General features: G+C 51.7%; 13 protein-coding genes. 2 read left to right on the forward strand and 11 right to left on the reverse strand.

Going from position 1 to position 17,241, the window contains the following annotated elements:
* Positions 1-747 precede the first annotated feature (747 nt).
* A complete protein-coding gene (locus ACR64Q_RS09980) occupies positions 748-1,290 on the forward strand; it encodes a hypothetical protein (protein ID WP_313734521.1) in 543 nt (180 codons plus the stop codon).
* 253 nt (positions 1,291-1,543) lie between these two features.
* Here the strand turns inward: ACR64Q_RS09980 and ACR64Q_RS09985 are convergent, their stop codons facing one another.
* The 7 genes from ACR64Q_RS09985 to ACR64Q_RS10015 form a co-directional block, all read right to left on the reverse strand.
* Entirely contained in the window at positions 1,544-1,720 is a 177-nt protein-coding gene (locus tag ACR64Q_RS09985) for a hypothetical protein (RefSeq protein WP_313734522.1), read from the reverse strand.
* Positions 1,721-1,926: 206 nt separating this feature from the next.
* Positions 1,927-2,907: a response regulator gene (locus ACR64Q_RS09990; protein ID WP_313734523.1), complete on the reverse strand. Its 981-nt coding sequence runs from the start codon at positions 2,905-2,907 to the stop codon at positions 1,927-1,929.
* A 3-nt stretch (positions 2,908-2,910) separates the two neighbouring features.
* The gene (locus ACR64Q_RS09995; RefSeq protein WP_313734524.1) at positions 2,911-6,600 is read right to left on the reverse strand and encodes a PAS domain S-box protein; all 3,690 of its coding nucleotides are present in this window, start codon (positions 6,598-6,600) and stop codon (positions 2,911-2,913) included.
* 437 nt (positions 6,601-7,037) lie between these two features.
* Positions 7,038-7,976: a peptidoglycan-binding protein gene (locus ACR64Q_RS10000; RefSeq protein ID WP_313734525.1), complete on the reverse strand. Its 939-nt coding sequence runs from the start codon at positions 7,974-7,976 to the stop codon at positions 7,038-7,040.
* 24 nt (positions 7,977-8,000) lie between these two features.
* A complete protein-coding gene (locus ACR64Q_RS10005; protein ID WP_313734526.1) occupies positions 8,001-8,669 on the reverse strand; it encodes a hypothetical protein in 669 nt (222 codons plus the stop codon).
* Positions 8,666-10,012 carry a hypothetical protein gene (locus ACR64Q_RS10010; RefSeq protein ID WP_313734527.1) on the reverse strand — a complete coding sequence of 449 codons (1,347 nt, stop codon included), beginning with the start codon at positions 10,010-10,012 and terminating at the stop codon, positions 8,666-8,668. The genes ACR64Q_RS10005 and ACR64Q_RS10010 overlap by 4 nt, the downstream gene beginning before the upstream one ends.
* Positions 10,013-10,159: 147 nt before the next feature.
* Entirely contained in the window at positions 10,160-10,861 is a 702-nt protein-coding gene (locus tag ACR64Q_RS10015; protein WP_313734528.1) for a hypothetical protein, read from the reverse strand.
* 466 nt (positions 10,862-11,327) lie between these two features.
* Here ACR64Q_RS10015 and ftsH point away from each other — a divergent pair, with 466 nt between their 5' ends.
* On the forward strand, positions 11,328-13,259 hold the full coding sequence (gene ftsH / locus ACR64Q_RS10020) for an ATP-dependent zinc metalloprotease FtsH (RefSeq protein WP_313734529.1): 1,932 nt from the start codon (positions 11,328-11,330) through the stop codon (positions 13,257-13,259).
* Positions 13,260-13,445: 186 nt separating this feature from the next.
* On the opposite strand, the gene ACR64Q_RS10025 is transcribed toward ftsH, so the two are convergent.
* The 4 genes from ACR64Q_RS10025 to ACR64Q_RS10040 form a co-directional block, all read right to left on the reverse strand.
* Complete coding sequence (locus ACR64Q_RS10025) at positions 13,446-14,873, reverse strand: alkaline phosphatase D family protein (protein ID WP_313734530.1); 1,428 nt, start codon at positions 14,871-14,873, stop codon at positions 13,446-13,448.
* Positions 14,874-14,973: 100 nt separating this feature from the next.
* The gene (locus ACR64Q_RS10030; RefSeq protein WP_020481147.1) at positions 14,974-15,498 is read right to left on the reverse strand and encodes a CHAP domain-containing protein; all 525 of its coding nucleotides are present in this window, start codon (positions 15,496-15,498) and stop codon (positions 14,974-14,976) included.
* 65 nt (positions 15,499-15,563) lie between these two features.
* Positions 15,564-16,268, reverse strand: coding sequence for a hypothetical protein (locus ACR64Q_RS10035; protein WP_026600710.1), 705 nt, complete (start codon positions 16,266-16,268; stop codon positions 15,564-15,566).
* A 121-nt stretch (positions 16,269-16,389) separates the two neighbouring features.
* Entirely contained in the window at positions 16,390-17,196 is an 807-nt protein-coding gene (locus tag ACR64Q_RS10040; RefSeq protein ID WP_033193948.1) for a hypothetical protein, read from the reverse strand.
* Positions 17,197-17,241: the final 45 nt, after the last annotated feature.

Here is a 17,241-nt window from a genome sequence, read left to right on the forward strand (position 1 = left end):
AAAAAAAAGGCGTCTATGCCCGACTTGCTTGCAAGCCGGACAGTAGACGCCTTTGTCTTTGGTGCTCAACAGTGAGCGGGGTTTTGGTTTACCACTCCTACACTGGAGTATTGCTTGTTACTAAGCAATGCTGATGCCAGTTTAATGAGTCTTGTGATGGATTTTTATAAATAACGTTTATAAACAGTGCTTTACGTCAGTTTTCTGCAAGCCTCAATTTGGAGGAATTAGCAGGTTCATCTCTGCGCGCATAAAAAACGATGCACTCTATTGATTCGGAAGTGCTTTTTTTGCACATGCGTGGTGCGCACCGTAATGGGGAGCGTCAGCGAGACATGCGGAAGAATTAGCGGTGTTGCCGAGGATCGGCGAGTGCGGAAAGCTCGGCGCTGTGTTTGAAGCGCTTGCCGGTGTGCTCGGTGTCATGGCTTCATGGGGAACGCCCTCGGCGTGATGGGTGGGCATTTTGTTAGGCATAAAAGCGCTGAAAAATGGCAATATTTCGATTATTAACGTACCGTTCGCCCTAATGTCCTAGGGTAAAAGCCTGTCGAAGTGCGCACCAGACCGGGCTTCGACGAGTTCAGCCCGAACGGCATACCAGTGATAAACAGGGCCGGGTTAATAGGTGCACGAGCAAAGCAAATTGATACAATCGGTGGCAATGATTCCCGCCATCTATGAAACAGAGTAGGATGCAGCGAGTTTTATGTTGACGGGTCTATCGAAATTAAGCCGGGGCGGATTATGAAATACATCGTAAAACAAATTGCCGATGACTTTATCTTTGACGAAATGGAACAGGCCAGGAAGCAGTTTGTCGAGGCGCTGAATTACACGATGGAAAGCGCCACGATCTTCTTCGATAAAAATCCCACCAATCCGCTGGATTTTTTTATTGCCTATGATTTTCAGCAAAAGCACGGCGATCCGGTGGTGTACGGGTTTAATTTACGGGATGAACTGATCCGGATTTTCAATTTGGCCGACAACAAAACCCATTCGTCTGCATTGGCCTTGGCAATCAGCCAGCAGCTAAAAAAACTGGCTGAGGAACTTGAAGAGCGTTACGACCCGGAACCCACCAAGACCATCGCCGAAACGCAAGAGAAAAAATACACGCAGTACGCCAGCAGCATCAATCGGTCTTATCGCGAGGTGCTCAGAGAAGCCATAGAAAAAGACCGGGCCGAGCAATTGCGGAAAACCGAGTCAGAGGCCGCGGCAGCAGACGATGGCTACCAACGCCATACCATTTTATTGGGCAGTAAGAGTGCGGCTAAATCGTAAATCTGGCGACTGTCGGCGGTTAATTTGTTTATTGAGAACGCTGGGTAGTTAGGTAGGCACATTCTTCTATGTCGGTTTCAAGACGGAATCAGCCGTTTAAAATGTTTGCAAACCTCGCTGCGGATGCGTCAATTGGCGCATCCGCAGAGTTAATGCCCGAACTAAAACCTGTTTAAGCAGCGTTCCGCGATTTCTCATACCGCTTACGCCATCGTATCCGACAGCATTAGCCAATCGGTTGGTGGTAATGACCTTATACCGCCAACATCCAGCCGTTTGCGTAAAAAATCTCAAACTCCCGAAACATCACAAAAAATCTGCCGAATTTTATTTTGCCTGTCCCGGCTTCATTCAGGTCGGCGACGGTGCCGTCGCCATACCAATTACTGTGGATGACATCGCCGATTTGTATTTTTTCGTAAGTTTTCATGACGCGCCCCTGGTTATTTGATGACAAGGATTACGCAGCATAAAAAATGCCAAAACTATCGAAGTTAACGGGGGTTGGGGCAGTGTATCGCGAAGCCTTGTAGGCTGTGGCCTGAGCACTGAAAACGTGATAGGGGCGGATACAGAAAAGCCGGGTTCCGACTGCAATCGTTACGGAAAATCGTCACCGATACGATATTTAGTAGCTTATTGGCCCCACGCCGCTTTCAGCCGTAAGATTTCCGGCATTATCTCTATAAACAAGGCCAGCAGGCGCGGGTCGAAGTGACTGCCAGCCATGCTTTGCATCGATTTTAAAGTCTCTTCCAGCGGCCACGGTTCTTTGTAAGGACGTTTAGTGGTCAAGGCATCGAACACATCGGCAATCGCCACGATTCGGGCCGACTCGGGAATCGCTTCGCCGGCCAAGCCCAGCGGGTAGCCGCTGCCGTCCCATTTTTCGTGGTGATGGCGGGCAATTTCCGCGGCCATTTTGAAGACCGGATTATCGCTTTTGTTCAGGATATCGTAGCCGATTTGCGAATGCGATTGCATGATGGGCCATTCCTCTTCGTTCAGCGCCCGCGCCGCCTTAAGAATACCGTGCGGAATGCCGATTTTGCCGGTGTCGTGGGTGGGGGCGGCCAATTCCATCATCGCCACTTGCGCCGGCGACCAGCCGGCGGCGCGGGCCAGTGCCGCCGAATAGGCCGCCATGCGCCAGATGTGATCTCCGGTGTAGGGGTCGTTATAGTGGCCGGCGTCGCCGAGCATTTCGATGGCGGCGCGGGCGAGTTGGTCCAGTTCATCTACTCGCACCAGTGATAAATGGGTTTGCACCCGCCGCAGCACGATGGGGCCGGAGACCGGTTTTTGGATGTAATCGACCGCGCCGACATCGAAACCGCGCGCTTCGTTTTCCATTTCTCCCATCGCGGTAACGAAAATCACCGGGATTTTCGCGGTCAGCGGATCGGCTTTTAACTGCGTACACACTTGGTAGCCGTCCATATTCGGCATCATGATGTCCAGCAGAATAATGTCGGGTTGATGTTCCCGGGCGGCCGCCAGGGCTTTTTCGCCGTTGATAGCAAACAGCAGTTGAAAGCGGTCCTTGAGTATTTGCTGAAGCACTTTCAAATTGTTCGGTTCGTCGTCGACCAGCAATACTTTGTAGCTGTCTTTCATGGCTTATTCCTTAAACGTGATCGCTAATTTATCCGCCAAGCGATTAACTTGGATTTTCGCGGCGTCGAAATCGAAACTATCCACTTCGAAGCGGATGGCTTTCAGCTCGGTTTCAGCGAGAAACGCGCCAAGCCTTTGTAAAACCGGTTCGACGTGGTCAGGATTCAAACTGTCCAGCGCGGTGTTCAATTGCTGTAAAAGGCTGCCGACCCGTTCCGCATCGAAGGCTGTTGCGGCGACCGCTGCCGGTTTGCTCGGCAGTTTTAGTTGGTGTACGGCTTCAACAGCGGCGTTTAGCGCGACGTCCAGCGTCTTGATCAATTCCTTGATGTTTTGCAGGTCGCCGGTTTTGAATTGCGCGTCAACCTCAGTGGCCAGGCCGGCGATAACCGGTAGGGCCAGATTGCCGGCCACGCCTTTTAACGCATGGGCGATGCGCCGGACCGCTTCGAGATTCTCCGGGTGCTCTTGTAGATTGCGTAGTAATTTGGCGCCGTCCGCGCCATGTTGCTCGGCAAAATTTAATAAGGCATCGGCGTAAATCAATGGATCCAGCCAGGTGGTCAAGCCTTTTTCGTAATCCGCGACGCCGGCCAACGGCGTGAAGTCCACGGCAACTTTCGGCGGTTCGGCGATGCTGAGGCCGGTATTGGCAATGCCTTGGCCTTTGGGCACCAGTCTTTCCATTTGCGTCAATAAGTCATCGACATCAATAGGTTTGCCCACTATGGTGTCTATGCCGGCATCCAGCGATTCGCGGCGTTCATGGCTCAACACGCTGGCGGTCAGGGCCAGAATCGGGATATGGCTGCCGCCGGGTTTTTCCAGTTCGCGAATTTGCCGGGTGGCGGCGATACCGTCCAGCACCGGCATTTGCAGGTCCATCAGAATCAAGTCGTAGTCGCCGCTTTGAAAGGCGTCCACCGCTTCCTGGCCGTTTTTAACCCAACTGACTTGATGGCCCTGCTGCTCCAGGCGCAAGCGCGCCAGCGTGGCGTTGGCTTCTATGTCCTCGGCCAGTAATACCTTGAAGCGGCGTGGGGAGAAATAAGCCACGTTATGCACAGAGCTGACATCGTACAGGCAGTTTTCCGCGTTGGCCGATTCCGGCATATGTACGGTGAAATGAAACACCGAGCCGACACCCGCCTGGCTTTCTACCCAAATCCGGCCGCCCATCATCTCGACAATTTGTTTGCTGATGGTGGTGCCCAGGCCGGTCCCGCCGAAACGGCGGCTGGTGGAGGCATCGGCTTGCGAGAACGATTCGAAGATGTGTTCGGTTTGTTCCGGGGTCATGCCGATGCCGGTGTCGCTAATGGCAAAATGCAACATTTCGACGCCTTCCGCGCGGGTGATCGTCACGCCTATGCTGCCGGTATCGGTGAACTTTACCGAGTTGCCGACCAGATTCAAAATCACCTGCCGCAAGCGGTTCGGGTCGCCGACGAAATGCGTGGGCAAGCCGGCTTCTATCGCCAAATCGATGCGCAAGCCTTTTTCGGCGGCGCGCAAACCCATGATCTGCAATGCCTCTTGCACCGCAAACGGCAGATTGAAACAGACCGACTCCAGCTCCACCTTACCGGCTTCTATTTTGGAAAAGTCCAGAATGTCGTTAATCACGCTCAACAGATGCCGGCCGGAACTAAGGATGGTTTTTATATGGCCGCGCGTATCACCGGCCAGGTTTTGATCTTGCAAGGCAACTTCTGCAAAGCCGATGACGGTATTCATCGGCGTGCGGATTTCGTGGCTCATGTTAGCCAGGAAATTGGCCTTGGCTTTGGCGGCTGCCTCGGCGGCTTCCTTAGCAAGTCTCAATTCCTGCTCGGCTTGTTTTTGCAGGCTGATGTCGGAAATAAAGCCGACAAATAGATGCCGACCTTCCGAGATAATGCCGTGACCAACTGCCAAATTGGCGGGAAAGCGGCTGCCGTCTTTACGTTGGGCGATGACTTCCCGCTCGATGCCGAGGATTTTGGCCTGATGAGTCGCCAAGAAATGTTGAATGTAACTATCGTGCGCGGAGGCATCGGGCTCCGGCATCAGTAGCGAGACATTTTTACCGACGATTTCGGCACTACTCCAGCCGAACAGTTTTTCCGCGGCGGGATTGAACATCCGAATCAGCCCGCTACTGTCGATGGAAATCACGCCATTGACTGCGGTTTGGACGATGGCTTTAACTTCCGTAGTAGCCATCGCCACCAGTTCTTCCAGATGTTCGCGGTATTTCAACAACTCCTCTTCCGCCGCCTTGCGTTCGGTGATGTCGGTGATGGAGCCGACCATCCGTACCGGCCGGCCCTCGGTATCTCGCAACGCATCCCCCCGATCCAGCACCCAACGGTAGCTGCCGTCCTTGTGTCGTAAACGCAGTTCGGTGGTGTAACGCTCGTTATGTTCCAAGTGTTTGCGAAACGCTTCGCTGGCGCGGGCTTTATCGTCGGGATGGATTAATTCGAAGAAAATCGATTCCACGTTAGGCAATTCACCGTCGGCATACCCGAGAATCTTGTTCCAGCGCGGCGATAAGTAGTATTCGTGATGCACAATGTCCCAGTCCCAGATGCCGTCGTTAACGGCCCGCTCGGCAAGCATATACCGTTCCTCGCTGGTGCGCAGGGCTTGCGTGCGCTCGGCGATTTTCGCTTCCAGATTATGCTGGGCATCGGCCAGCGCATCGGTCATGTGATTGAAGGAACTGGCCAGTTCGGCGATTTCATCAAGACCGCTGACTGCGGCGCGCACCGACAAGTCGCCGTCGCGGATGCGTCTGGCGGTGCTAGTCAGGCGTGAGATAGGCCGGACGATACGCCTGGCCAGGGCGTTGGCGATTATCGTCGTCAAGCCGACAAATACCAGCACGGTGATCAGCATCTGTTTTTCCAGGCGCTGAATCGGGGCCAGCGCCTCGGCCTGTTCGATATGCGCCATGATGCAGCCGCCGCCGGTTTCCGGAATAGTGCGGAAACCATGAATAACCGCACGCTCACGGTAATCGCTGTCCATCATTTCCGCATTTTGCCGGGCCAGGCAGCTTTGCATCGCTTGCGCAGCGATGGGGTGGCTGTTGCCTTGTCGGCTGGCATAGCGCGGTTTGGTAACAAAAAAACCGCTGCTGTCGGCCAAGAAAGATTCGCCGGATTTACCCAGGTCGGGGTGAGGCGAAAAAATATTTTGAATCAGGCTAACCGGATAGCTGACCAACAATTGCCAGGGCAGTTTGGCATCTTTGGCAATCACATAATAAAAACGTGGCTGTTCCTGAACAGGTTTGCTGAAGTCGGCCAGTTGTCCTGGTTGAAAATCGTTTAAATCGGCAAGTGCGACGGGTTGCTCGCCGACGCTGACCGTGCCGGAATGGGTGTCGCGGCGAAAAAAAACCGCACCGGCGGCGCCTTCGGTGAGTAAATAGTCGTTCAAGAAATTAGCGGCGCAGGCGCGATTTAATTGCTCCGCCGCCACGCATTTCATCAGCACTTCGGCCAGGAAGGCGTGGGCGCGGGTGTCGGCACGTTCCAGTACCAGTTTGAGTTGTTCATGGCGGCTTTCCGCGACGCGGCTGACAATCTTAAAGCGATCCGTGCGGATATTGTCGGTGGCAAACCGATAGGCCATGTAACCGACCGATAAAGTCGGTAACAGGATCAACAGCAACAGCAGAGCAATCAGGCGTTTTTGCAGCATGTTGGGCCTCAATGTTGGCAAGCAGGTCAGCCGACGTTATGCCATGGATGGTGGCGTTGCGGCAATACCTTACGCCAATCGACACCTTCATGAGGTTAAGATTCCTTAGGGCAGGGAATTGTCAAATGGCGGTGGTAGGGAAGTCTCGGAACCGAAGAGCCAATCTTGTGATTAACCCTAAGCTCAAACATCGTTTCCCCAAGGTGGTTGTCGTAAAAGCCAACACAGAACCCTCTATCTTCGGGAGAGGGCAGGTTGAGGGTATGCAGATCAATGCTGTATATCCCCCTCACCCCAACCCTCTCCCGCGAGGAGAGGGAGGACTGCCGATACAGGTGGGAGACCTCTTGCCTGGATTCGCTCGGTGGTCTACCGGCGCTCACTTTCTCGGAAATGATAGCTTCAGGGAGTCTAATAGTCAGGTGCAGCAGTTAAACTTATTTGCGCAAAGCATTAAAAAAACTACACTCGGGCGCGCCGCCGTTGTTCTCGAAAAACACAAAACAATCGTTAAACCATTTTACAAAGCGGTCGGCATGCTCGGCGCTGCCGATGGGATATTGGCGCATTTTCCAGCGATTGCGGGCCGAGTCGTTACGATAGATGCCGCCGGCGTTGTAAGCGCATGCCACTTTCGGCGGATCGAAATGGGTTTGCTTCCATTGCCCGGCGATGTAAGCGGTGCCGGCCTGAATCGAATTGCTGGGGACTAATAGCCAGGCCTTGTCGATGTCGTCTTTATTCAAGGCCGCTCGGGCGGTGGAAATCAAAGTCTGCATCAAACCCGGCGAAATTTTGTGTGGCGTACGCACTTCGTCGATAAAGCCGGGTTCTTCGCGCACCGCGTTTTGATTGCCAGACGATTCGGTGCAGATGGTGGCGATGATGAGTTCTACAGGTACGTTTAACTCGGTAGACCAATGCGTCAACGCACTGCCGTATTGGCTCCAGATTTTGGCAACTGTTTTCGGCTCGCCGCCGCTACCTAGTGGCGCATTGTCGTTGCCTACCAATAAGCCTTGTGCGGTTAATTGCCAGGACACGCTGTCTTGATAGGCATGCCTGGCTTTTAATTCGTCGAGTAAATCTTGACCGATGGTGGTGCTGCCGGCGTCGTTGGCGGCGGGGCGTTGCGTATTCGGGAGGCTGTCGTCTTGGAACAGACTGCTCCAGGTTAACGGGCCGACGATTCCGTCATTGTCCAAGCCACGGCTGGATTGAAATGCCACGACGGCTGCGGATGTTTTCGCGCCGAATAATCCGTCAGGTTGGCCGACACCATTGATCTGCAAAGCTTTTAACCGCGTTTGTACTTCAAGAACATCGCGGCCGCGCAGCATAGGCAATTGAAATTTAAGAGGGCGACTAAAGGCCATGACCTGCTCCTATCTGCTAAAGGCTTATGGGCAGCCGGGAATTGAGGCTTTGATCCCGGCGATGTCGTTTAACAATCGCCGGTGATGGTCGGCGTAGCGGCTTTGGGCGGCCTGCGCGGCAGCTTGACTTTCATTTTGTTGCAATTGTTTCAGCGCTTGGCAACTGCCGGTGTCGTTGATTTGAAAACGGATCGTGGCCAGTTCCGCGTTGTGCAGAAAAAAGGTGGCGGCCGGTTTTAAGTCGCCGGGGGCTTGCAGAAATTCGCGGGCACAACTGTGAAGCTTTTGATTGTAAGGTGTGGCGGCGGCTGTGCTGGTTTGTTCGCTACGCAGCAAACGCAGCGACTCGCACCAGTTTTCGAAATACTGGGCGCGTTTGCCTACTACGGCCTCGGCATTGGCCCAATCGGTTGTCAGGTGAATGCCTTGTTCTAGTTGCTCGGCGGCGCATTGGTAGTTTTTGACGCTGTCGGTGTTTTGTTTGGCCAGTCGGTAACAGGCATCGCCTTTTAGCAAATGCAGCTGATTGCAGGCCTCGTCGTCGACTTTGCAATCGACTTCCGCTGCGGCGATTTCCTGCCAATTGTTTTCAGCGGCGGCTTCTTTAAAGATTTTCAATTGCCGGGTCGCGCAGCCGGAGACTAACAAAACTGCTATTAACAGGGGCATGATGAATTTAAGATTCCGCTTCATGACGCTTGGCCCTCCAGAATTTTGGTGATCATGCCGGCGACCGGTTTGTCTTCGGCTTGCAACTTCTCGGTCACCACGATCAAGCTATCCAGGTCTTTCAATGCGTCCGGGTTTTGATGCAATTTGTCCACGGCTTGTAACACCGATTCGTAACCACCGGTGCTACCGAACATGGCCGGGTCGCGGGCCAGGATCAAGGATTTCAATTCCCGGTCGGCGGCGGTGCGATGGAATTCGTCCAGGCCTTCTTCAAATTGTTCTAAGGTTTGAAAGCCGCCTAGCTCGGCGTATTTTTCGAACAAATCCGCCGAATTGGCGTTGCCGATGAAATCGTTGACGGCCTCTTTCAGAAACTTGGGATTTTCCATTTGCGCCTGGAACGCGTTACGAAATAAGGGGCTTTGCCGCAGCAACATGAAGCCGGTGTTGTCGTCGACCGGTTCCAGCGTCAAACCGGCTGCCGGCGAGATCGGCATGTGTAAAATCCGGGCTTTCCATTTTTGGTAATAAATACCGGTCAATTTGACGGTACCGGCCACCACGGCTGCGATCAATGCCGCTGGCGGCATAAAGGTGCCCAGGGTGGCACCGAAGGTTTTCACGGCGCTGCCGACGATGTCGGTTAAGGGACCGTCCTGATCGAGTGCGGTTTGCGTGTCGGTGACCGCGTGCAGTGCATCTTCGATCTTGCCTTCGCCCATCAGGCCTTTAGCGACATTCACGCCTTTTTCGACTTTGTTAGCCAGATCGACGTATTTGCCGCCGATGTCTTTGGGCAATAAACCGGCCACGGTACGGGCCATGTCGATGCCATTGCTGACGGTTTCCAGCATGGAACCGGTTTTGGATTGCTGTTGCTGGCTGACGGCTTCGTCGCGTTGAGTCGTGGCTTCGTGGGCTTGCTGCAATGCGGCGCTTTCGGAATCGCGATTTTGCCCGCGCGCGCCGAAATAAAAGCCGATGATGGTGCCGAGGATACCGCCCAATACGTCCGGAAACTGGTTGTTGGGTAAGGCTAAAAACAGCATCGAGGCGGTGACGATCAGCATGGCGATCACGCCGCGTATCGTGCCTTCCGGCAGACCTGCCGGGCTTTGAAAGAACAGCGCCAATTGTTTTTCGCGGGTGCAGGTTTCCAGAAAGGTTTTTTGCAGATGCCGCAGATACAGCAAAAAGGCGAGCACAACTACCGCCAAGATGCCCAGCGTAATTAAAAAATGAATGGATAAGGCGATGGGTTTGTCCTCGCCGTTAACGGCCGCGGTTTGAGCGACAACGGAAATCGGGAGCAGGCTCAGCCCGGCGTAAGCCAAGGCTTTAAGTCGATATGTCGGTTTGTGCATAAGTCCGCCTTTTTGGTAACGATCCGGTTGATCGATTAAGGTCTCTATTTAGGCTTGCCGGGCGGATGATATACCCGCTCTATCTGGCGGTCTAGTAATCGATGTCTGCGACTCTGGACCGGTTTTTTTTTGCCAATTTCGATTTTCTTATCCTACAGACTCGGTCTCGCATGACGGCTGTACCGGTTTGTTGATGCGAATAATCGGTGAAGTCCATATCGGGTGGCGGCGCTCCTGGCGGTAATAGGTTTCGTAAAGCGCTTGATAAACCAATTCAGATGCGGCCCAACGTTCCTTGCAAAAACTAGACAGCATTAATCCTGAAACACCGCCGCACACCAACCCGAGTAACATCAACTTTTCGATAAACAATACCAAAGTAAAGATCGCCAATATCAAGGTCAGGCTGCGCGCCAATTTGGATTGAATTTGCAGGGCCTCCACCTTGGCGACCACCGGATTATCGTTATCCCTGAGTCTATCCAAGGCTTCATGATATTTACTCAGCAAGGGGTCGTTGGTGGATAAAGCCAGATTTTGTGCTCGCCGGTACCAACTATCCGACTTCAAGCGCTTGCGGTCTCGATACAAATAATCGTAAGTGGTATTGAGTAAGTCGTGCGACAGGCGTTTGACGATGAGGGAGACTGCCAGCGTCAGTAGCAGAAAAATCAGCGCGCCCGTTGTGCTGGCGGCGAAAGGGTTGGGCAAATGCTGCAAGACAGGGTGAATCTGCTCTCGATAATTAAAAAACACTGCTACCAAAGTAGCGGACGGCAGAGCGATGCCGACTTGTTCGACCGGGTCTGTGAATAGTTTGCCGATCAGCCTACTAAGCGGGTTTGACATTTTGTCCCTCCTTCTAAGTTGGGAAAAATGAGTTGCGGGACGCCGTGCGCCCGGGTTGCTTTGACCGTTGGTCATTAAATAGCAAACGCGACGAAACAGCAACTCAATTGATGAGGTGATTATGCCGAAATTCGGTTGTGTAGAGATGTACGAAAATACCAAAGGTTTGGATGCATTTTTCACTTTCCGAACGGCAAGAAATAGTGAGTCTGTTCTTATCCCACTTACCCGCGCCTTGAATATCGTTGCTCACGCGAAGCTGTGGCCTAGAAGTAGTTAATAACTGGATTTGCGTAAATTTAGTGAAAAGTCTCCAGTACATTACATTTGATTACTCGCTAAAAACCGGTAAAACTGGAGTACAGTGAACAAACAAAAGAGGCCTAAACCGGAATCTCCACCTTGACTTGAATGGCGGATTAGGGACCCTGGAATGGCCTCGATAACTACAAGAGGGGAGTGCGTCATGATAGACCAGCAAAAACTAACCGAGCTTTATCAGACTTTTGTTAAATGGCTATGCGTGTTTTGGGCTTGGCTCAAATCGACGTTGCAAAGCCTATCCAAACCTAAACCAGGCGCCGATCAACCCGGCAGCGCAGAACCCAAGCGCTCTCCGGTATGGTTGTATGTATTGTTGGGCATATTTGTACTTTCGTTGTTCGCCGGTGGCGAGCGCATTCAAGGTCAGGAAATACCATACAGCCAGTTTCTAACCTTCGTTAACGATAATAAAGTCGATAACGCCGTGGTTACCCAACGATTCATCAATGGCACTTTAAAAGAAGAAGATAAAAAGATCGGCAAGCATTTTTTCACGATTCCGCTTTGGGACGAGTCGCTGGTTAAAAACCTGCAAGAGCATAAAGTCGAATACGTGGTCAGGAGCGGCGACAACTGGTTGAGCAATTTGCTGTTCAACTGGGTGATTCCCGTCGCGATATTGGCCGGGCTGTGGATGTGGTTGCTGCCGAAAATGACCGGGGGGGCAGGGCGCGGCTTTTTGAACTTGGGCAATAAAATCCGTATTCAGCAGGAAACCTCGAAAACCACTTTCGACGATGTAGCCGGCGCTGAGAGTGCCAAACAGGAGTTGAAGGAAACCATCGAATTTTTAAAATCCCCGGAAAAACTGCAAAAGCTGGGCGGACGCATGCCGAAAGGTGTGTTGCTGGTGGGTTCGCCGGGTACCGGTAAAACGCTATTGGCCCGTGCGGTGTCCGGCGAAGCCGGGGTACCGTTTTTTAACATCAGCGCCTCCGAGTTTATCGAAATGTTCGTCGGTATCGGCGCGGCGCGGGTGCGGGATTTGTTCGAACAAGCTCGGCAAAAAGCCCCGTGCATCATCTTTATCGACGAACTGGATGCGATTGGCCGCTCGCGTGGCGGTCCGGCAATGCTGGGCGGCAACGACGAACGCGAACAGACCCTGAACCAGTTATTGACCGAAATGGATGGCTTCGACGCCACTTCCGGTGTGGTGGTGATGGCGGCTACCAATAGACCGGAGATACTGGATAAAGCCCTAATGCGCGCCGGCCGTTTCGATAGGCAAATTGTGGTCGATAAACCCGACCTGGTAGATCGTGTGGCTATTCTGAAACTGCATAGCAAAGCCATGCAACTGGACAAAGATATCGATTTAAATACTGTTGCCAAACGTACGCCCGGTTTCGTCGGTGCCGATCTTTCGAACATTGCCAACGAAGCGGCCATCCTGGCGGCACGCGGCGGTCGCGACACCGTCAATATGGCCGATTTCGAAGCAGCCATAGATAGAGTGATGGCCGGCCCGGAAAAGAAAAACCGTATCCTCGGCCCGGACGAAAAGCGCCGGGTGGCGTATCACGAGGCCGGCCATGCTTTGGTCGCGGAAAATGTCCCCACCGGTCAGCCGGTGCATAAAATCTCCATCATTCCGCGCGGCGTCTCAGCACTGGGCTTTACCTTGCAACTACCCGTCGAGGAAAAATATCTTTCCACCGAAAACGAGCTGAAAGATCAGTTGGCTATACTGCTGGGTGGCCGCGTCGCCGAGCAGCTGGCTTTGCAAAGTATCTCCACCGGGGCCCAAAACGACCTGGAAAAGGCCAGCGAAATTGCCCGTAACATGGTTTGCTACCTGGGCATGAGTAAAAAGCTGGGGCCACAAATCTACGGCCAACGCCAGCAATTGCAATTCCTGCCCGGCGATATGTCCGAACAACGCAATTACAGCGAAGAAACCGCTCGTGTGGTCGACGCGGAAATTAAGGGTTTAATCGAAGACGCCGAACGCCGCGCGCAAAAGATATTGAGCGAGAAACGCGGTTATTTGGATAAGTTGGCGGACTTGCTGCAAGAGAAAGAGGTGATTCAGCGGGAGGAGATGGTGGCGCTAATTGGCGGTGGGAAATAAATCGCCGCACTTGGCACATACCGTCATCCCCGTGAATTCGGGAATCCAGAAATGCTCCAACCATAACAAAGAAATCCCCCTCTCCTGCTGGAGAGGGTTGGGGTGAGGAGAATTAAATGAGGGAAAAGGAATCGTTTCCAACAAAGCAAGCATTTTGCTCTGAGAGTGGAAGCGTTTAGGCAAGCCCTAAAATAAAAACGGTTGGGAATATTGACGAAACAGCTGACCCTTCCTATCAAAAATCTCCGCGCTACACCAAGGCTTGCCCTTACCAATATCCACCGACACTCGGGTAAAGCTCTCATCGCCGATAAAGCCTTCGCCTTCGTAGCGGTATTCAACGCGGTCGCGTAGCCGGCGGGTGCCGTCAGACCACTGCATGAATTCCAGGGTCTTGCCACCGTAAAAGTCGCTTTGGCTTTCGTGAGGGTAGGGCCAATAAAATGGCGATGACACCAACGAGGTCAACAAAAACTGTGGGTCCTGGTAGCAACGCATCCGTGCAAAACTGGAGTTGTGCACGTCGCCGGACAAAAACACCACGTCGCTAATCCCTTCCACGCGAATGAATTCCAGGATCATGCTGCGCTCGTCGTTAAAGCCGGCCCATTTGTCCTCGCTGCCTTTCATAGGCTTAGGGTCCGGGAAGAAGGGCACGCTGGACACCACGAATTTAACGGGCGCATTGCGGTTTTGGTGCAGCCAATCCAAAAACGCATTCAACTGCTCGCGGCCGAGCATGGTTTTACCCTCGATGCTGGTCGCTTCGCTAATCCGCAATGTGCGCGTATCCATCACGAAAAACGGAAACGGTCCTTTGTCGAAGGTATACCAAAACTGGCCGTTGGGAGTATCAGGATTATGGAGGTGCTGGTAAGACGCATAAGCCCGCATCCGCGTCGCGAAAAAGCCGCTATTTTCATCGCGCATCTGGTTTTTTGACCAGTCGTTACGAATTTCATGATCGTCCAGAATCATGTAAGTGGGCACGCAACTCATCAATTCGCGGATATTCGGCAATTTAAACGACTTGCGATAAATCTCGCATAACTCGTCGAAGTTGGAATACTCATGCAATTTGTTCAACGGATCGGCATACACCTGATCACCAACCGCTAAAAAGAAATCCAGCGGATTTTGCTGATGCTGAGTGAAAATAGAACGAAAAGTCTTGTCGCCTTTTTCCGCGTCATTCAAAACAAAATTGTCCCAGTACAAATAGCGACAGGAACCGAACACAAAATTTAGCGTGGTATCGTTGCTGGGCCGGTGAGTTTTAAACGTGGTGCCGACTTTTTCGGTGCTATTCACGACTGGTCCCTGCACCAAAACATCAGTAGCCGGCGCTTGTGCGTCACGCTTATAAACCAGCCCGCATTCCAGCCGATAAGCGGTATTGGCTTTTAGACCATCGAAATACACCACCCCGGTGAAATCGTAATAATCCTTTAAAAAGCAATATTTCGAAGCTACCAGCCTCGCGCCATCGTATAAATCGAAAGCGCCGTAACAAAACTCGCGACTGGCATGATTCGGGCCTTTCGCGCCGCGTATCCAGATTTTTACCGAAGTGTCGGTGGTCTGGCCGATAATGGGGCCTAGGGTGATGGTCATGTTGGTTCCTCTTATTTGACTCGTCTTAGGTGTTGCCGATGCTCAGAAGTCTATTTCAGGAGGCTAGGGCGCACAGCTGATAGAGTGAACAACTAGTCGATCACACAGGTATTATCCGGACGTAGCTTTTGGTTAAGCTTGGTTGGCGTTCTTTTCGCCACACGCCATCGCCAGTTTCACTATCTCGATCACCCTTGCCGTTAGTATTACCCTCAATTGTTATGAGTTTTTCTTTTACTGTAGTTTGATCTTTTACAACTAAAGCAATATGTGAGAAATCGAATATAACGAAATCGCCGGCCTTGGCTTTTTCTGTTTCCGGCAGTACTAGCAAATTTTTTTGTTTTGCCCATTTTTCCCAACCAAACGCACTCGCATCTTTACAGCGCCATTTATCCGCTAGGGAAAACGATGGCAAATTTAATGCTTCTCGAACTCTCTCATCTTCGAGCCATTCCCGCATTATCCAGGCTGTAAACGCGGCGCACCAAGGCCATGCACCTGGTGCCAACCAAGTTGCCCCCTGATACTCGACTATGCGTGCGCCGGTATTGTTTGTGGCGCCTTCGCGGGTGCCGACCTCATTTTCTGCAATTGCAATCAATTTAGCTACGTTTTCATTCATTTTTTGTCTCCTATGAGTTGCTCCAGTGTCAATATTTGAAAAACCTCGCAATATCATTCCTCGTGTTAACGCGAAGCCGTTGCGCGATTTTCCACATCTGTTACAAGTCCAGCTGTTTGATGACCATTCAGCTTTGCTTTACTCAAAAACGATGCAAGATCCTCGGCGTTTGCTCTAAGGATATCAGGGGGAGTTTCTCGTAAAATCACCAATGTGTTGACAATACCACTCTGATTCGCGAGTTTTGCTGATGCCACTTCAATAAGCTGTGGGATGATGTTGGGATCCGTACTCCACTGGCGAATTAGTTCGGTCGTCGCTTCGATTCGCGCGGGTTTACTGGAGTCAAAGATCTTGTCAATTAAAACTCTACGCTTTCTATCCAACTCGGAAAGCGCTGCGGTTGCTTGTGATTTTTCCCGCTCACTTCCTTTTACCTGAAATGTTTCGAGAACAGTGGTTGCTCTCGACTTTTCGGCTAACTGCGTGACAAATTGCTGATCGACGAATCCTGACATAGTTAGTAAAGCTGCATCACGAGTTTCCTGTTTTTGAAGGTACGGAATGAATTTCTCAACTGTCTGCGCAGTTGAGAGGCGACTTTGTAAATAGGCGATGCCGACCTGAAGAAGCGATACGAGGACTGCAACCGTCGAGACTCCGATTGTCATGCGTTGTAGTTTCTTTTGCTCGAACTCAAGCCGTTCTCTTTCGAGCTTTGTTCGCTCTAGAGAAATAAGTTCTTTTTCTTCAAGAGTTTCAGCGTCCATATTTGCAATTAAGGAGGGATTTGCTCAGTATCATAAAAGCCTAGGCAATTAACAATCAGCTTTGCCTCGGGGAATCTGACCATTTTTCCGATTTATATATTTACCGGTAATTCAGACCAATCTAGTTTCTAGGGTCATCCGGTAAAAACGAACCTGTAACCTGTTTGAAAGCGTCCGAAGTTTTCTTTCCCGGTACGCCATCAATCAATACGAACACACCGGAAAAGGTATTAAGCCAGCGTTGCAAATCCTCAGCCTGTTTAATCGTGCTCAGGTCTTCGGACTTGGTTTCGGAATAACTGACTACCAATGGGGTGGGCGATTCAACAGGTCGTGGCTGATCGGTAAAGTCAATTTCACCAAGCTCTGCCATTCGTCGCAACAAAACCGCTGCTCCGCATTGCCTGGAAATCGCCGTGTCTGACCATGTGCCGTCGGCAATGTACTTTCCACTGCTGTAATGATTCGAAAAAGACCAAAGGTAAGGACTTAAAACTTCAGGGTGGTGCTTTCGATAACCCCAACCGTTGTAGGCTTCCAGCTGATAGAGCACTCCGGCGGTAGACCAATCGTTATTCCCATTAAGATTATGCATCACTAGTGCATCGGAAGCGCTTTCTTCCCAGGTAAAAGGCGGATTGCCTGTGCGTGGGCGGCCAGCAGGGACTTGAACGGTACGAGCAGTGAGTGGGTCACCATTATGCAAGTGTTTCGAGAATTTTTGACTGGATTCCATGTTATGAATCACGGCAATGAAAAACCACGGTATTCCCAAGTTATTGCCGATATTTTGGTAACGAGCGCGATTGGCAATTAGTTGATCACATAATTTTCCAACCTCTGTTAGTTTACCTGCGTTTATGATGCAGGTATTGAATAATCGGTCATATTCGATTCGTAATGCGGGCGTGAAGTTGATTCCTGCCATTTTCCCTCCAAAATACATTCGGATTTAATGCCTATTAAATTAATT

It is taken from the genome of Methylomonas sp. 2F7 (assembly GCF_057126975.1).